The organism is Pseudoalteromonas sp. MMG024, from assembly GCF_021654175.1.
In the GTDB taxonomy this organism is placed as follows: domain Bacteria; phylum Pseudomonadota; class Gammaproteobacteria; order Enterobacterales; family Alteromonadaceae; genus Pseudoalteromonas.
The window spans coordinates 24,835-43,544 of sequence record NZ_JAKFZO010000009.1 but is presented as its reverse complement, the minus strand read 5'-3'; the positions used below and the strand labels follow the sequence as shown (position 1 = coordinate 43,544).

13 protein-coding genes are annotated in these 18,710 nt (G+C 40.4%); 3 read left to right on the top strand and 10 right to left on the bottom strand.

Features of this window, described 5'->3' with window-relative positions; translation table 11 throughout:
• Positions 1 to 67: 67 nt before the first annotated feature.
• Positions 68 to 1,693, bottom strand: a complete 1,626-nt coding sequence (locus L1068_RS10170) for a methyl-accepting chemotaxis protein (RefSeq protein ID WP_237130158.1) — start codon at positions 1,691 to 1,693, stop codon at positions 68 to 70.
• Between the two features lie 449 nt (positions 1,694 to 2,142).
• Between L1068_RS10170 and L1068_RS10165 the strand changes: the two genes are divergently transcribed.
• Positions 2,143 to 5,574 carry a PAS-domain containing protein gene (locus L1068_RS10165; protein WP_237130157.1) on the top strand — a complete coding sequence of 1,144 codons (3,432 nt, stop codon included), beginning with the start codon at positions 2,143 to 2,145 and terminating at the stop codon, positions 5,572 to 5,574.
• Between the two features lie 133 nt (positions 5,575 to 5,707).
• Here L1068_RS10165 and L1068_RS10160 read toward each other — a convergent pair whose 3' ends face one another.
• A complete protein-coding gene (locus L1068_RS10160) occupies positions 5,708 to 7,705 on the bottom strand; it encodes a methyl-accepting chemotaxis protein (protein ID WP_237130156.1) in 1,998 nt (665 codons plus the stop codon).
• Positions 7,706 to 7,932: 227 nt separating this feature from the next.
• A complete protein-coding gene (locus tag L1068_RS10155) occupies positions 7,933 to 8,304 on the bottom strand; it encodes a DoxX family protein (protein ID WP_237130155.1) in 372 nt (123 codons plus the stop codon).
• Between the two features lie 110 nt (positions 8,305 to 8,414).
• Here L1068_RS10155 and L1068_RS10150 point away from each other — a divergent pair, with 110 nt between their 5' ends.
• Entirely contained in the window at positions 8,415 to 9,293 is an 879-nt protein-coding gene (locus L1068_RS10150) for a LysR family transcriptional regulator (protein WP_237130154.1), read from the top strand.
• Between the two features lie 185 nt (positions 9,294 to 9,478).
• A complete protein-coding gene (locus L1068_RS10145; protein WP_237130153.1) occupies positions 9,479 to 10,720 on the top strand; it encodes an HDOD domain-containing protein in 1,242 nt (413 codons plus the stop codon).
• A gap of 316 nt (positions 10,721 to 11,036) precedes the next feature.
• Here the strand turns inward: L1068_RS10145 and L1068_RS10140 are convergent, their stop codons facing one another.
• The 7 genes from L1068_RS10140 to L1068_RS10110 form a co-directional block, all read right to left on the bottom strand.
• Positions 11,037 to 11,564 (bottom strand): DinB family protein, encoded by a 528-nt coding sequence (locus tag L1068_RS10140; RefSeq protein WP_237130152.1) that lies wholly within the window; start codon positions 11,562 to 11,564, stop codon positions 11,037 to 11,039.
• A gap of 122 nt (positions 11,565 to 11,686) precedes the next feature.
• A complete protein-coding gene (locus L1068_RS10135; protein ID WP_237130151.1) occupies positions 11,687 to 12,148 on the bottom strand; it encodes a hypothetical protein in 462 nt (153 codons plus the stop codon).
• A 452-nt stretch (positions 12,149 to 12,600) separates the two neighbouring features.
• On the bottom strand, positions 12,601 to 13,482 hold the full coding sequence (locus L1068_RS10130; protein ID WP_237130150.1) for an NAD(P)-dependent oxidoreductase: 882 nt from the start codon (positions 13,480 to 13,482) through the stop codon (positions 12,601 to 12,603).
• A 44-nt stretch (positions 13,483 to 13,526) separates the two neighbouring features.
• On the bottom strand, positions 13,527 to 14,468 hold the full coding sequence (locus tag L1068_RS10125) for an EamA family transporter (protein ID WP_237130149.1): 942 nt from the start codon (positions 14,466 to 14,468) through the stop codon (positions 13,527 to 13,529).
• A 99-nt stretch (positions 14,469 to 14,567) separates the two neighbouring features.
• Positions 14,568 to 15,275 carry an AraC family transcriptional regulator gene (locus L1068_RS10120; RefSeq protein WP_237130148.1) on the bottom strand — a complete coding sequence of 236 codons (708 nt, stop codon included), beginning with the start codon at positions 15,273 to 15,275 and terminating at the stop codon, positions 14,568 to 14,570.
• Between the two features lie 110 nt (positions 15,276 to 15,385).
• Complete coding sequence (locus L1068_RS10115) at positions 15,386 to 16,057, bottom strand: response regulator transcription factor (protein ID WP_237130147.1); 672 nt, start codon at positions 16,055 to 16,057, stop codon at positions 15,386 to 15,388.
• 110 nt (positions 16,058 to 16,167) lie between these two features.
• Positions 16,168 to 18,480, bottom strand: coding sequence for a TonB-dependent receptor (locus L1068_RS10110; protein ID WP_237130146.1), 2,313 nt, complete (start codon positions 18,478 to 18,480; stop codon positions 16,168 to 16,170).
• Positions 18,481 to 18,710 lie beyond the last annotated feature (230 nt).

The window sequence follows — 18,710 nt, the reverse complement described above, 5'->3', positions numbered from 1 at the left end:
GCGTTACTGTAAATATTAAAAAAGGAGCGATATCGCTCCTTTTTTGTTGGGTATTAAGAGCTACTCGTTAAACTTTAAAGATACTAATATCGTTATTAAGCTTACCCGATAATTCCGACAGCGTACGACCAGTTTGCGCCATATCAGATGCACTAATTGTGACGCTGCGAATGCTATCGCTAAACTCGTTAATATTTTGCGAAATTTCAGCGGCAACCGTAGTTTGTTCTTCAGTTGAGGTAGAAACCACAATATTCATATCGGCAATTTCGGTAATTGCGTCGGCAATAGATTGAATTGAACTGGCTGATGCCGCGGCAATTTCAACACTGTGGCTCGCTTTACCTGAGGCATCTTCCATACTTGAAACTGCGCGTTGAGACGCATCTTGTAAGGCGATGATCATAGAGCTAATTTGCTCTGTGGCTTTTTGCGTATTGTGAGCAAGCTGGCGTACTTCGTCGGCAACCACAGCAAAACCGCGGCCTGATTCACCAGCGCGCGCTGCTTCAATTGCCGCATTAAGTGCAAGCAAATTAGTTTGCTCTGCTACATTTTGAATAATTTGCACCACTGAGTTGATTTCATTGCTTTTTTCACTCAATAAATCAATGTCTTCTTTGGTGTGACGAATCACTTCGTTTAATTGATTAATTGAATCAATGTTCTCTTGAACTTTTGCTAATCCGTGTTTAGCGGTATCGTCAGATTCGTTGGCTTTATGTGATGTGGTTACCGCATTGGATGCAACCTCGCCAATAGCTGCGCTCATTTCGGTAATGGCTGTAGCAATCATGGTGGTTTGGTGTTCTTGTTGCTCTGTGGTTGCAGCTACTTGGCTACTACTACGCGACATTTGCTCTGATTCATTACTAAGGGTGTTAACCGCGTTTAAAAGCTCTTCGATCAGTGACTTAAAATGGTTGAGCATAGTATTAATGCTTACCGCCGTACGAGAAAATTCATCATTACCGTATTCTGAAACACGTAGGGTTAGGTCGGTATTATTGGCAATATTCGCCATGGTAGAACCAATTGCTCTTAACGGGGTAATAATTGATTTATAAATGAATAGCGCCATTACGATGGTGGCAATAAGCAGTAAAACACAAGCAATGATAAAACTCAGTTGCGTAGATTCGTAGTTTTCTGTTGCATCATCGGTAAATTGCTGTGATGTGTTTAACTGCAAATCGATAAGGTCATTTAAACTGGTACTAAATGGGTCAAACACATCGTACATCTCTTTTACAAACATTTCAGGAGAGCTGGCGAGAGGTTGCTCCATTGCTATCTGATTTTGGTACCAATTAACTTTTTGTTTTACTTTGCTAAATAGGGATTCACTCACACCAATCAGTCGTTTTTCTTCGCTGGTAAGCTCGGTATTTAAGTAAGCCTGCCAGTTTTGATTAGCAATGTTTTCAGCGCTTTCAATAGCTGCGAGTAATTGGCTTTTAGAAAGTAATTTTGCGTTGTATTTATGCAGATTATCAACAATGCTCACGGCGTAATTGTCAGACACCACTTTTATTTGTTTTAGGGGGACGACACGGTCGTTGTTGATACTTTGAATTCCCATCACCAGTGACTTAGTCATCATCAGCGATATGATGGCAAGGCCAATAAAAGCAACAATGGGAACGGTTATTAGAATGGTAAGTCTAGTTTTAACACTGACGGTATTGAGCATAGTAATTACCTTATAGGCTTATTAAATTAATCTGAGCGAGTCAGATTAACGGCTTTAACATATACCCTTCGACCTTACTGTTTTGCCGATATGGTCCTCCCTATCCAATGTAAAAAACAAAACAAGCCATAAACCAGTTTTAAGTATGGTTTATTGTTGAGAAAAGTACATTGTTGAATTCACTAAAAATTCATTTTAAATTTATTTTATTTCATCTTGATTAAGGAGTGTCGATAAATCAAAGGCTTATTGATTCTGATCAAATTATGCTCGCACTTATTTATGGGTTCGGTATTTTAGTTTTTACAATGAAGGGCATATTGTTTGAAATGTAAACGATTTGATTTTTGCAGCACAATTAATGAATGCGCTGATAGTACTAAAGTTATACGAGCTAATTGCTGCAATATGACTTAGTCTAGTGTTACGCATATAAAAAAACGAAAATAATGCTTACAATTTGGTCAGTTAGTGCAATTGCATTTGTTTATTTAGCACTGTTATTTGCGATTGCTTATGTTAGTGAAAAATATAAATTTCAGTCATTTAAGTCCATGGTTTATGGGCTAACATTAGCGGTTTACTGTACCTCTTGGTCTTTTTATGGCACCACTGCACAGGCTGCAAACAACGGCTGGTGGCTAGCGCCCACTTATGTGGGTAGTTTGCTTTTATTTATTTTTGGTTGGCAAGTGTATTTAAAAATCAGTGATATATGCCAAACACATAAAATCACTTCTATTTCCGATTTTATTGCTACCCGCTATGGGCAATCCAGTTCCCTCGCTGGCATTATCACCGCCATATCGGTATTTGCTATTATTCCCTATATTTCGTTGCAATTAAGTGCTATTAGCCAAAGTACCCAATTAATTGCCGGTAGCGTTGAAACACAGTCAATTTGGCACGATGGAACGTTTTATATAACGCTAGTCTTAGCGATTTTTGCGATGTTATTTGGCGCTAATAAACTGCGCCCTAATGCGCATAACTTAGGCCTGATGAATTCAATTGCGTTTGAATCATTAGTTAAGCTGTTCGCGTTTTTAGCAATTGGTTTGTATGTATGTTTTGAATTATTTGAAAGCCCAACAGCGCTGTTGCATAGCGCTAAATCTGCAGGGTTAGAACAACAAGTTGCTGATCATGGCAGCGCCAATTATGTGTATATTAGCCATATGATTTTAGGCGTATTGGCAATGCTGTGTTTACCACGTCAATTCCACGTTAGTTTTGTTGAACGTGACGACAAAACTGACATTAAAAAAGCACGCTGGATATTTCCTATATATTTGCTTTTGCTAAATATTTGTACGCTGCCAATTGGGTATGCTGGGCTGTTGTTACTCGAGCCACAAAGTGTTGCGTCAGATACCTTTGTACTGGCGTTACCGCTTGCATTTGAAAATCAAACATTGGCAATGGTGGCCTATTTAGGTGGCTTTTCAGCCGCAATTAGCATGGTGATTTTAGCGGCCATTGTGCTCTCAGTGATGATAACAAACGACATTATTAACCCATTACTGTTAACTAAAAATAAAGAGAAAAGCACCGCAGCAGGGCTTTCACCCACAGGGATTTTACGTGCGCGAAAAGCGGTTATTTTGGGTGTGCTTATTGCCAGCTATTTTTGCCATAAGTTGCTCAGTGGCACGAATAGTTTGGCAAATGTGGGGCTTATGTCGTTTACGTTGGTTGCGCAATTTGCCCCTGCGTTATTGCTAGGGCTAGTATGGCGGGGGGCATCGCGTAAGGCGGCAAAATACGCCATTTTAACGGGCTTTGCTGTATGGGTTTATGGCTTATTTTTACCCTCAGTTGCTACTAGTTTAAATTGGCAAAGCGCTTGGTTAGTGTCTGGCCCGTTAGGATTAAATTTTCTTGCGCCTGCGGATTTTTTGGGGCTTGGTCTTGATAGCATTTCGCAAACTTTATTGTTATCACTCACCTTTAATACCTTAGTATTTGTTTATATTTCATTAAAACGCGGCGCGGAAGTGGCGGAGCAGCTGCAAGCTGAAAAGTTTGTATTTTCAGTAGAGCAACAACATGCCAACAATACCAAACATCAGCTAAGCGTTGATGAATTAAGCCGTTTACTGCTGCGCTTTGTTGATGGCGCGACTGGTAAGCAAATTATTCAGCAGTATTTTCCATTAGAGATAACAGGCTGGCAAAAACCCGCTAGTATGGAGTTAGAGTCTTTGGTTGCCCGAGAAATGGCTGCGGTGATTGGCGGCTCGTCAGCTAATTTGGTGCTCACGGCTGCGAAAAATAAACACGGGCAATTAAGCGAAGTGGCAACCATCGTCGATGAAGCTAGTCAAGTACTTAAATTTAATCGCGATTTACTGCAATCGACAATTGAAAACGTTAACCAAGGCATTAGCGTAGTAGATGGCGATTTGAATTTAGTGGCATGGAATAGCGTATATCAAACCATGTTCAATTACCCAGATAACGCCCTTTATATTGGTCGTCCCATTGCCGATATTATTCGTTTTAATGCCGAACGCGGGTTATTTAAGGCTAGCGACATCGAAAGCGAAATAGCTAAACGTTTGGCGTTTTTAAAAACTGGCAGTGCCTATAAATACCAGCGTGCTCATCAAAATGGTCGGGTATTTGAAATGCAAGGCAACCCATTGCCAAGCGGCGGCTTTGTTACCACTTTTAGTGATGTCACTGAATTTGTGAATACGCAAGATGCGCTAAAAGAAGCCAATACTAATCTGGAGCAAAAAGTAAATGAGCGAACTCATGCACTAACCCAAGCAAACTTAGAATTAGCGCAAGCGACCGAGAGTAAAACCCGCTTTTTTGCAGCGGCGAGCCATGATTTGTTACAGCCGTTTAATGCGGCGAGCTTATTTTGTTCAGTAATGGAAGAGAAGTCACAGGGTTCAGAATATGCTGAGCTTGCCAGTAATATTAAAAATTCACTTACCTCAGCAGAAGAATTACTAAGCAGTATTTTAGAACTCACGAAACTTGAGTCGGGCAATCTAAAAATAGAGAAAAGCCAATTTTCAATAGCGAAATTATTAACACCCCTAAGTGCCGAATTTTCGGCACTAGCTAGTGAAAAAGGCCTTACTTTTAAATCACATTTTGATGAGATAATGGTAAATTGCGACCGTACTTTACTGCGAAGAGTGGTTCAAAATTTATTAAGTAATGCGGTGCGTTATACCCAATCGGGTGAGGTGTCACTTTGCGCTGAGAAAGTGGGAAAACAACTCGTGTTATCAGTCAAAGACACAGGCCCAGGTATAGCAGCTGAGGATCAAACTCTGATATTCCAAGAATTTAAACAACTCGATGGACATGATAAAGCGCAAGGACTTGGCCTTGGCTTAGCGATTACAAAACGTATTTCTGATGCGCTCAATCTAGGCCTTACTTTACGGTCAAATATAGGTCGCGGCGCGCAGTTTTCTATTTATTTGCCGCTTGTTGTAGAAAATAAAAATCGACAAGAATTTACTCCAATACCAGTAAATAATGAGCAAGCAGCGAGTTTTGTTGGCTTAACTGTTTGGCTGATCGATAACGATGAAACGGTATTACAAGCCCTAGCCAAGCGTTTACAAACCTGGGGCTGTAATGTGCAAATGGCAACCAATAAAGCTCAGTTAACGGCGCTTAAAGAGAAAAAAGTACTGCCAATGCTAATAATTGCCGATTATCACCTTGATGACGGTGTAACGGGGGTGGAATTACTGCACGAATGTGGCTTGAACCATCTGCCTTGTATTATAAATACCGCCGAGCATGACGAGTCGGTGCGTGAATTGATAAGTGATGCGGGATATCCGCTTCTTTATAAACCGGTAAAAGCGCCAGCGTTAAAGCGGTTAATTAAAAAGTTATGTGCCTAATGGTGTCGGCATTGCTATTCTGAGCAATGCCTTTTTGATTTATAAAGCAAAAACGCAACACTTTTTAGGCTTGATACTGTGAAGCGTTAAAGTACTCAAAGGGCATTGAGTTTTAATGCGCCCACCGCAACAACTAATATTCGGGTTGTTTCGTTTTTAGTTTGTATCGTTCAATAAGGTCATCCATATTCATCGAAGACTCTGCAATATGAGAAGCTGCAACCGCTATTTGCTCTGCACCCACAACGTTTTCTGAGGCTTTTTGGAATATTTCAAAAATCTTTTCGTTCACTTCATCAATTGCATCACGCTGATGTTGCGTGCTCACTGAAACCGCTCCCATATTAGTTTCCACTTGCTTTGCTTGCTCAACTATTTCACCCAGTGCCGTTCTTATTTCGTCAGCACGATCTGCTGCTTGCAATGCATTCTCTTTGCCTTGTGTTATGACTCTTGCAGCTTCAATAGAACTCTCTTGCAGTTGTTCGACTAATGCTGAGATTTCTTCCGTTGATTGTTGTGTTCGGCTAGCTAAGTTGCGAACTTCGTCTGCAACAACGGCAAACCCTCTACCTTGTTCTCCAGCTCGCGCGGCTTCAATGGCCGCATTGAGGGCGAGCAAGTTTGTTTGCTCTGCGATACCTCTGATTAGGTCAACCATTGAGGTTATACTGCCTACTTTTTCGTTTAACTCGTTCACTTTATTGGCTGAGAGAGCCATGTCTTCCGATGCTTTTTGAATAACACCCACCGCATCTGTCACAACTTCCTGACCTTTAAAAGAAGCCATGTATACTTGTTTTGCGGATTCTGCACTTTGTGCCATAGACTCAACGATATGTTGAACATTATTACCCATTTGTTCAGCTGCCGAGGCGATTGTTTGAACCCCTTCTTGTTGTTCTACTAGATTGGTTTTGCTTTGGCTAATTGCAACAGCAGTTTCATGGGTTGAAGTGGTAATTTTTCTTGAAGCAGTGATAAGTTCGACTAAATCCGTTTCAAACTGACTCGTTAAAGCGTTGACTCGTGTCGCTGTCACACCTAAGTCATCGCTGGATAAAATTTCAATTTCATCAGCAAGATCGCGATTTGTGATAGCCACCTCAATACCTTTTGCAATAGCATTACCTTGTTGATCTCTTAGTTTTAAAGATAGAAAGATTGCAACCGTTGTTAACGCACCAATAATTAAAATTATTACTTCAATAACCAGTATATTTAATGCATCGCGCTGAATTTTGATGGCTGTGTTGTCCACTTGTATCAGCGCTTTTTCTTCAGCTTGCTTAAGTCTGTTAATGCGTTTGGTGGCGGCTGCAAACCATTCAGTTGCATCTATATTAAACCCATTATCTTTACTATCTGCGGCATTTCGAAAAGTTTCTACGCTCTTTAATTCTGGTGAAGCGAGTGCTTGTTCGAAAATTCCACGTATACCTTCGGGCGCTGAGTCGACGGCTTCGAATAAGTAAACCGATTGTTTTGTTTTTAGCTCAACGTATTTGTTGCGAAGTGAAGGGGTAAACGCGTCGTTTGCAAATACATTTGATAGTACAGCGCGTTCAATATCCGCGGATTCTTTTGCACTTGAAAAATTGTGAATACTATACAGCTCTGAAGAGATTAGTTGTTCTTTACTTAGGCGAGATGCGACATTAACAATGTGTAACCCCTTAGAGTTAATGTCGGTATAAAATTTAAGTACGTCGGCAAGCGGAATAGTTTGTTGTTTAACAGATTGTCTAACCTGATTTAGCCGATTAAATTTGAGTAAGAAGCCCTCGAGCTCTCGCTGCATTTCGTCGGATAAGGTCCAAGTTGGTTTTGTGTTTTTTAATTTAGCGAGGATTTCATCTGTATTGCGATGTTGAGATGACAGTTCAGAGGAAAATTGTTGCCCTTTTGAAGCGAGAAACCCTGCAGAAGTGCCTCGCTCTTTTTGTGTTTCATGAATTAGAGACAGTACATGATGACTGACAAACGCATTGTATTCACTGTAAAGGGCATCTTGCATGCGTTTATAAGAAATGGATACATCATAGAAAACAACCATTGCGAGCAAAACACACGGTAGCAAAACCACAAACACCACATGTTTAGAGATAAATTTCAAAACTCGATTATGCATACTACTGAGTCTCCAACAACGATACTGCTCTATGTGAGTCTTTGATTAATAATGAATTTATTATTAAATTTAATTTTTTTAGCACGCCGAAAGCAGTCTTAACTTTAACAAGACATTAACTAATAGTAGGTGAAAAATTAAAATTTAAACAATTAGAGTCATTTTATTTCGCTATTAATTTTGCATTGTATGGCAGAACGAGTTTCTTGTTCAGAGTGATAAATTGCTTAGAGCAAACTGGCGATCAAACCATAATGCTTGATTAATATCGTGCCAGATAAAACGAGTGTGATGAGTGCGGGTACTGCATCTTTAAACGTGTCATAGCGAAAGTGAAAATAAAGCGCACCAATAGATGTAAACGCAATGCCTAATGCGCCTAACACCATGAGTATATCTAGCTTTAATATGAGTGAGGCGAGCAATAAAATGGCTGCAGCCATTTCAATCAATCCGACTAAATACATATGGGTACGCGTGAGCCCATACTTTTTAAAAAAGGCTAATTGAGTATTAAAGATAAACGGTTGCCAACCCAGCACTTTGATTGAGCTTGCAAATAGAAAAAATAGAAATAGCACGGAAGTAATTATAGTCATACTGTGACGCCTTAAAGTAATTGTTAGCGCTATTTAAGCATTCCTGTTTTCACTCATAAATGCCTATATAATGATTTATAGTATTCCCAATTGGAATGTATGGGTGGAAGATGGATAAACTCGAATGTATTAATTTATTTTGTGTGGTGGCAAGGCTTAATAATTTCACAGCTGCAGCCAATGAGCTTAATGTGACGCAAAGTGCAGTGAGCAAAAAGATTGCGTGGTTAGAGCATAAGTTGGGCTTTAACTTATTTGAAAGAAGTGCACGAAAAATAAACTTAACGGATGCAGGAAAATCTTACTTAGCATTTTGTGTGCAATTAGTTGAGCAAATTAATGTCACCGAGCAAACGTTAAAGGGTGAGCAGGCAAAGGTTTCGGGAAGATTAAAAATATCCGCTCCGTCAGCGTTTGCAACGCACATGCTTTCACAGCCCGTGGCAGAGTTTTTATCACAACATCCTGAGGTTAAGTTAGCAGTCTCTGTAAACGATCAGCAAGTGGACCTCTATAAAGACGATATTGATATTGCACTAAGGGCCGCACATTTACCTGATTCTGGGCTGAAAGCAAAAAGAATATTGCATCATGAGTTGTGTTATTTTGCTGCGCCTGATTACTTGGAACACAATGGCCATCCTTCAGCCCCTTCAGATTTGGCGTACCATCAATGTATTACTTACTCGCTTAGTCGGCCATCGAATGTGTGGTTTATTAATCAGCAAAGGCATTCGGTTTTAGAGTTTATTAAAAGTGATAGCCCAGAATTTATTGTGCAAATGGCCCTGATGGGCTGTGGAATTGCGGGAATGCCTAAATGGATGGTACACGATAAGTTGAATGAAGGCGTATTGGTAGAGCTATTTACTGATTGTGAAAAGGCTTCTCTCCCGATGTATGCAGTATATAAAAATGCAGACTATATCCCGTTTAAAATCCGTGCGTTTGTGGATTACTTATCGCGTTATTTTTCTGAACAGGTCTGACCCCTGTTGTGCAAGCTAAGTGAGGGGGTATTTACGACATGGCTTTAATTCATCAACATGTTTTGTTTGCTCAAACGGCTTGGCTGGCGTAGTCTTAATAAAAGTGTTGATAATTTAGTCAGAATCATAGTTGTTACAATTTAAATCACTCTGTTAGAGCTTTCACTACTCAATTGGCTGTACTTATGACGAAACCTGTAACCCAGTTTATTGCACGACAAGCCATTCTTGATGCATCGAAGCAAATATTTGCTTATGAGTTGCTGTATCGAGATTCAGACAATAATGCTTTTCCTGTTGGTGTGACCGATGAGCAAGCTACGGGACGAATGTTTTTTAACTCACTGATTTTAGTTGGTAAAGATAAGTTAGTTGCTAACCATTGTGCATTTATCAACTTATCTGACACTACGTTGTTACAGGAAATTCCGCGTTTACTAAAACCCGATAACTTGGTGCTTGAAATTGTTGAACGCTCTCAGAATATTGAGGAGTTGCTGGCGATTGTAAAAACGCTCAGAAAACAAAATTACAAATTTGCGCTTGATGATTACGACAAAGATCCAAGATGGGAGCCTTTGTTACCTTACATGTCTTACGTTAAATTAGAGCTAGAGCACCCAATTTTAAAAACCACCACCTTAGCTAAAAAGCTTAAACGTTTATACCCCAAACTTAAAATTGTTGTTGAACGAATAGAAACCTACGAAGACTTTAATTACTTACAACAAGCTGGCGTTGATTTGTTTCAAGGCTACTTTTTTGCCAAGCCCGAAATGTTAACCCATGGCAATGTTGAACCATCAAAGCTGGTGGTATTTGATTTATTAAAATCGACCACTCAACCTAACCTCAATTTCAAAGAAATCGAGAGCAAGATTGCCAAAGACTTAAGCCTGACTGCGCGCGTGTTAAAATTGGTTAATGCCCATTCCGGCCTTGATAAGCAAGAAATGAGGTCAATTTCGCAGGCTGTGGTGTATTTGGGAGAAGATACCCTTAGGCAGTTTATACGGGTATTAGCACTTAGTGACTTGGGGGTTGATAAGCCTTCAGAGTTGACCAAATTTGGTTTAATGCGCGCCCAGTTTATGTCGCTATTTCTAGCACCGGGCGGTAAAGAGATGGCCGAGCAGGGCTACCTGATTGGTTTAATGTCTATTTTAGGCGCCGTACTAGATATGGATCTTAATACCGTTATTAGTGAGTTTTCATTGGATAGTAATTCAAGCGGGGCACTACTAAATTATGACGGTCTTCTCGGTGGCGCATTAAAAATCGCGATGGCGATTGAAGAAAATAATTGGCAAGCAGCCGAATCCATTTTAGCAGAAGTAAGACCCGCAACACCCATTTCGAGCATTTTTGAATTGGCAGAGCAAAGCCGCACTTATGCAGATGATGTGTTTGCAGTTGTATCAGGGTAAGAAGGGGTAGAGTTCGCGCCTTAAAACGTTAAAGAATCGGTTTTAAACTGCTTAAGTAGAATAAAGGCCACTTTTTCACCCCATTTAATTTTTGGTATAGCATTTAGCCATATTTGTCTTTGCTTCTAACATCTTACAAAGATTAGAAGCAATCATAACGCGGTTTCGTTGTAACTTGATCTGAGTTTAGCAGTGACCGATGGAACCAAGCCTTATGGATAAATTATTACTCAAGGCTACTTTGTGCTAGTTACCTTAAGGCAGCTAAAGCTAAATGACAAATACTGGAGGTCGATTGCAGCGCCTTATTATGCCGTTATTCACTGGGTATAACCGCCAATAGATCAGTTTCACCAACATCAATGCCAGATTGAAATAGCATTGTCGTTACTTGCCCTCTATGATGCGTTTGATGATTAAATAAGTGCTGGATAATAAAGCCAAGATTTTTTGTAAACTTATTGCCTTTGGTATTGATGTAGTCTAACTCGCTCAAGATTGATTCTTCCGAAATCTCATTAATGAAATTAATTATGGCTTCATCAATAATTTTTCGAGATTGAGCCAAAGACTCTAAATCTGGATGAACAATCTCACTCAAAGAAACCGGATCAGCAAATTCCTTCATCAGTTTAAGCGATTCAAAACTATCTGGGTGATTAGATATGCGTTTAAGCCAAATAATGTCACCGACCAAAATATGATTAAGGGTACCAATAATTGAACTGAAATAGGCTCCCTTATCTTCCGATTGCTCTTCGGGATCGAGCTTATTGGCAGAATCATAGATTTTTTGATTGATCCACAAATTATAGTTGGCTAATAACTCAAAGTTTGATTTCACTAAATATACTCTCCAAGGGCATAAAACCCGCATAACTAGCTAATAAAGCTTGGCTAAAATCGATGAAGGAGCACAAGCCTGCTGTTTTGTGTCCATTGTTTAATTAACTTATTGTATTCCCATTACTCAAAAGCTACAGAGTTAATGTCTGATTGCGCCTCGAACTTTGATTTGAAAAATAACACACACTCGTCAGCGTTTGATATCTTTTCTCTCCCAAGGAGTTTCTCTTTAAGGGAGCGAGGTTTATCTATTTGGAAGAGCCATTCTAATTCTGATTTTGGATCATCACCGTTTTCGAAGTAAGTAGATGCGCCCAGCATATATTGACGATTATTAAATGTAATGTAGCTATACCAGCCCCAATCCTCTGCATCTGGAGCTGTAATTACAAACTCAGAAGCTAACTCTTGTTTTAGCCATTTTAATAGTGATTCACCATAAATATGGTTATAAGGATTCTTATGTTCCTTTGAGACATCAAACTTAGATGTTTTAAAACTAATGGCAATATGCACGGCTCCCTCTTTGGCATATAACATGTTTATAGCGAGTGAATTGCACGTTTTTCTTGAATGACTCATTTGTAACAAACTTCTTAACTATTTGCCAGTACTAGAAAAATGCGGTAGTTCTAGCTTTTATCTCAGGACAAAAGCGATCAATTACGTCGTTTTCCTGACTATGCAAGCAATATACTTTGTGTGAACGGCCGTTACTTGTTGAATTGCGAGATTAAAGGCTGGAGTTAAAGTTGTTTCCGCTTTTATCAAACCCGAAAATCCACTTTGAATGGATAATGTGAGGCAGGAAGCGTAGTAAGTCGAGCAAGCCATGCTTAGGTATGCATGCTGCCTCATGGCGTTTATCTAAAAATTCAAAGTTGCTTTGAGGATAAAGTTTGATAGAGCAGTCGCCTTTCTTTTGCTTACTTTATCTTTGGCGAAGAAGAGTAACATAGAGCCCATTGATGGGCTTTATGTTAAACAGGAAGTTGTAATCATCTCATCTATTACAAAAATTCGATTATTACTACCTAACGCTGTTTTAAAACGGGTAACACTTCTGCTATTTCACTATCTAACATCTCCAGTACACTTTCGAAGCCATGCTTTGGCTGCCAACCTAACGTGGCTTGTGCTGCTGATGAGTCATACACGCGGTCTAAACTTGTTGGCAAACGCCATGCTCTTTGCTCAAATGCTGCCGCTATTTCTGGGCACTTTTCTTTTATGACTTCACTCGCATGATTGTAGAGGTGTTCGCAGTCATTTTGGTTAAATGGAGTAAACCCAGAAATAATGAAACGTTTAAAGCCGTTTAATCGTTTATTGATGGCACATGCATGTGCATTTGCGACATCACGCACATCGATACCGCGAGTAAGGCGATAGATTGCCATTAAGTCTGCAGGTTCGGGAAAACATCGAGACATTTGCAATACGGTAACTGGAAGATTGAAGAGCTTTGAAATTTCATTCAACTTGTTTTCTGCAAGTATTTTACTTTTATGATAGATAGACTTAGGCTGAGGCTCAACTTGCTCCGTAATCCAACTGGTTTCACCTTCAGAAGATGAAGCATAACCATAAAGTGCGGTTGTACTGGTAAAAACCAAGTGCTTAATGCCTGCTTTGATGCCAGCTAAGGCTAGCTTTTCGGTTGCATCGACATTGATGGTTAGAAACTCTTTATCAGCCATTAGCCCAACATGGGGTGCATGAAGTGCCGCGGTATGAACAACAACATCCACACCTTCAAGTGCTTTAGAAATTAATTCGCAATCGCAAATATCACCGATAAGGTCTACCGTTGAGCAAGGGGTTTTATCTAAACCTACTACATTATGATGTTTCATTAATTTGATATAAATAGCACGCCCGACTCTACCTGCAGAACCTGTTATCAATATTTTCATTTTGTGCCTTTTACTATGTGAAATTCGATGCAGCCATCCAAGCATTATGAAGTAAGCTGATTATTTTTGTCACTGAGCGAAGTGTTAATTTTAGTCAGATTAATGGACTGAATAACCAAGCAAAGTAAAACTAACAATGCGCCCATCCAACCTATTAGAATAAAACTTTCCCCCAACAGCAAAACCGCCAATATTGTTGCTATTAAAGGCTCCAGCAACGTTATTAATGTCGCATTGCTTGTTTCAATAAATGTTAAGCCATATGCAAATAATAAATATCCTAGAAACATTGGGATAATTGCCATATAAAGTGAAACAGCGCTATTGGTGATGTTTAAAAATAAATTCTCACCTGTAAAAAATAGAGAAGGTAATAGCAGAATTGCCGCTCCCCCGAATAACCCTGACATGGCGGCTTTAGAGTCAATGCCTTTCGTTATAAAGGATTTTGCGACCCACGAATAACACGCGAAAGTTAACCCAGCGATACAGCCTAAGACAATTCCTAATAAATTGAGAAATAAATTAGATGTGTCATCAAATGCGGGTTTTTTACCGTGAGTGAGCAAAATGACACCAATCACACCAAACGCAAAACTTACCCCCCATTTTCTTGAAATTGATTTTTGATTAAAAAGACGCTCAAGAAGGGCGGCAAACATGGGCGCAGAGGCTATTGACACAATAGTACCTATCGCAACGCCAGATAAGTGCATAGCGGAATAAAATGCCAGGGGATATATTGCAACTGATAAGGCGCCAGCAGCAAATAGTCCCTTTCGTTTAGTAAGCTGTCGATAGTTTGCAAGTAGACTTCGAATGTTGGTTAGTACCATCAATACACCGCCCAAACCCATAGCGAATGCGCCAATGGCTAGGGGGCTTACATCATTTGAAAAGCTTGCAACAGTGCCGGTTGTACCCCAAAGAAAGCTAGCAATAACAATCGCTAAAGTACCTTTAATCATTTTTGACTCAACAAACATAATAACTTCTCAGATTAATATTTGAGGACTAAATAATATGTTTTTTAGAGACTTTATTTTTGACTATTCGGACGGAATTCTTATCAAATTGGACAGACATTAATTTTTGAAATTTTTAGGAGATAAACCAAAATACTGTTTGAATTTACGGCTAAATGCCGATAAATCTTTATAGCCAACTTTCTCACCAACTATCTGTAGCGAGTAGTCTGTATGTGTAAGTAATGCCTGTGCTTTCTCCATTCTAAGTTGGGTAATATGCTCAAGCACAGTTACACCCAATTGTGCTTTAAATATTTTTTTAAATTGAGTTGGGCTTAAATAAGCGACTTCAGCCAGTGTCGCAATATTAAGAGGTTCGGCAATGTGTTCAGTAATGTAAAGCAGTGCATTGTTAATTCTCGCATCTAGCTTAGGCAGCAAGTTCTGACTTTCTAACAATAGATAAAATGTTTCGTACATTGACTGTTCAATAAGCGGGTTGATTTGATTTTCTAACTGGCTCTCGATAAAAAGTAGATAATTTAACAAAGGCTTATTTATTTCAAAAACAATCTGCCCTGACGAAATAAGATTGTTAGGTAGGTTGCGCATATCAGCAACAATAAAGCGTGCCTCCCGTTCTGCTGCAAATAAATGCTTCTCATTGGCTCGAATAACGACACATTCTCGCGGCGCGACCTTACCGCTAAAATCGTCAACGTGTATGTTGATGACTCCTCGCAAGGGTAAAACAATTTGATTGAACTCATGAGAGTGAGAAACAGGGTTTGCACTATAAGAGCGAATAGATAATAGGTTTGGCATGCCAACTACATCAAATTGTGATAATTCATAGCAATTTAATCGGTAATTTACGCCGCGACAAGAGGCGTTTTACCTTTGAATGAGTTTTAAACCGATATCACAATAGCTGGTCACGCAAACCCTTCTGCGGATTTGGTATCTACTTGGCTGAGTTGATTAAATAAAATACCGGCTTGGGTGCGGTTGTTTAGGCCAAGTTTGCGTAAAATGGCGGATACATGTTGTTTTACTGTGGTTTCTTGCACAGACATTTCATAAGCAATTTGTTTGTTTAACAGGCCGTCGGCAATCATGCCGAGTACTTTGTATTGCTGTGGCGTTAGCTTTTCTAGATTTTGCGCAAATTCGGTTTGCTCGTTGTCGATTGGGTGGGCTTCTAGGTCTAGATTTTCAGGCAGCCACGTGTCGCCATCAATCACAACTTCAATGGCTTTGCCAATATTGCTCAGCGAGGTCGATTTTGGAATGTAGGCGCAGGCACCAGCTTCCATGGCGTGGTTAATTATTTTGGCGTCTTCTGTTGCCGATACCATAATCACTAAAATATCAGGGTATTGGTTGCGGATTTGCGTGAGCCCTTGCAGGCCTTTGGCGCCTGGAATATTTAAATCGAGGAAAATCAGTTCGGTTTCAGGGTGAGTTTCCAGCAAAGAAAACAAGCTCGCTAAATCATAACACTCTTGAAGATTGTCTTTTTCGAGATAGTTTGCCGCCGCTTGGCTTAAAGCACTGCGAAATAGCGGGTGATCGTCTGCGATAATGGCTTTCACTTGCGTTGTCATCCAATTAACTCCAATTCTTCCTGTTATAAGGTATTCGAAATACGGTTACAAGCATTTCCCCAAAGCTGGGCCACCAAACTAAGTGTTGGCGACCCAAGGGGGAGTGTTAATTAAAAGCGGTAATTAACGGTGAGCGTAACGGTACGCGGGTCGCCGTAATAACCAATTAAGGTATTGTCACCACCTAACCCCGGCGTATATTTGCTTGTATCCGTTGGGTCTGAAGGATCAGGGGTTACAAACTGGTAACCACCAACAAGATATTCTTCGCTTGTGAGGTTCTTACCTGTTAGTGATGCGCTCCAGTGACCGTCATTTGAGTACCAAGTAACACCTAAGTTCACTAAACCATAGGCATCTTGCGAAAGCAGGCTAGCCTCTTCAAACAACACGTAATCGCCGCGGTGGTAGTAATTACCATTTACTACAAAATCACCAACTGTTGATTCAATCGAATAATCAAAACCTAAGTTAAAGGTTAAATCTGGCGTATTGGCGATATCGAAAAATTCTGATTTATCAAATTCTTCGCCCGTTTCTGGGTTGGTGTCGATCACTTCAGTAAATTCAGCATCAATGTAGCCAAGCGAAGCATTAAAATTTAGGTTTTCAGTGGCAACATAGGTAAATTCGGCTTCAATACCTTGCGACTCTGAACGGCCAATATTGCCAAGACGCTGATTGAGGTCGGCTGAGGTTTCGCCCGGTAAAATTGAGATATACTGGCGGTCTTTATGCAGTAATGAGAATAAGGTGATATTAGCGCGCAGGTTGTCGTTCCATTCGCTTTTAATACCGAGTTCAAATGAATCTACAATCTCTGGGTTTGCTGCGGGCTCTGCGGTTGTGGCACGTGGGTTATAAGTACCTGACTTAAATCCCTGTGCGTAGCTTGCAAAGAACATCATGTCATCTGAATGTTGATATTCCACACCAAGACGTGGCGTAAAGCGCGACCAATCTTCGTTATCGTTCAGTACTTCTGGCACGAGCTCGCCTGCTGGTCGCTCATAACCTGGGATCCAACCTGAGTAAGGATAGACAGTTTCAAATACTAAGCCATTGTTTACGTTTGCTTCTTTTTCATCTTGGGTATAACGGGCACCAAGGGTTGCCGACCACTGCTGGTTAAAGTAGTAGCTGCCTTGAATATACGCGGCTTTACTTGATGAATTGTTACAACCAGACACTTCACGGGTTAACCCCGGCAATGAAATGGCATTACCTAATACTCCTAAAATGGCTTCAAACTGGCCGCATGATTCGCCATCGTAGTAATAAAGGCCCGACACCAATTTGTAGTTTTCACCAGCGTGGTTTAGTTGTAATTCATGGCTAGTTTGATTGTCGTCATACACAGCAGGTACATCAAAAATGCGAAGCGGTGTATTATCAAAGTCGATATTCGTTGGCGAATAGCTTTCTCGCTTCGATGCAACGTATTTTACGCTGGTGGCATCTGTTAAGTCCCAGTTGGCAAGTAGGCTGTAGCCTTCAAGCTCTACTTTGTTCCACGTTGGTAAGCTGGTGTAGGAGTCATATACACTATTTGGTACTGGTGCATCTGTTAATAAACTCGGTAGTAAACGGTAGCCGCCTTTGGCATTTGAGGTATCGTCGGTTTTATCCCAATTTAATCGGAAGAATAAATCCTCATTGGCATGCCATTCGAGTGTAACGCGGGCTGCTTCCACTTCTTTGTTGTAGTTTTCGCTATCTTGATTTGGTAAGTCTGATTGTAAGTATTCACCAAAGCCATCGCGATTTAGATTGGCATAACCTACGCCTACATAAAGGGTGTCTTGAATCAGCGGGTATTGACCTGTGAGTTTAATATCGCGCTGGTTATAACTGCCTACGCTTGCCGATACGTTAAATGTTGGGTCGCCCGACATCTCTTTGGTTACGTACTTAATGGCACCACCTATGGTGTTTTTGCCATACAGTGTGCCTTGCGGACCGCGTAATACTTCAACGCGTTCAACATCTAGTAAATCAAGTACGGCGCCTTGCGGGCGTGCTAAATACACATCGTCAATGTAAATACCTACACCTGGCTCGTAACCCCAAAGCGGGTCTTGTTGGCCTACGCCGCGAATAAAGGCTGTGATAGTCGAGTTTGTGCCACGGCTGCGCTGTAGCGTAGTGTTCGGTGAAAATTGCTGTACTTCAATAAGCTCAGCAATGCCTTTTTCGGCGAGTTCGGTTGCACCGATTGAAGTGACTGCTACCGGTACTTGTTGTAAATTTTCAACGGTTTTACGCGCGGTTACTTGAATGCGTTCAAGCTCTGCTTTTTTCTCGCCGTTTTCCTGTTGATTTGCAAATGTAGGGGTTGCTAATGCCAATAATACAGCACCACTTACTGCAGACAGTGAGCGCAGGCAAGCGTGTTTGCTGCTGTTGATATTTGCCTTGGTCATAATGTTGTTCCTATCTTTATTGTTATACGTTACATCGCACAGCCAAGTCAGTTACCAATCTAGTGGGTAATCTTTTCAATTGCTTTAGTACTATAGTGCTATTTAACTTTAATCTGTTGTTTTTAAATGATAAATCTTACGCGTATAACTATAGTGCTATTGTTTAAATCGCCACCGTTAGCCACATTGATAGTCAGCAGTAATTTGACGCACTAGCAGCCAAGTCACCC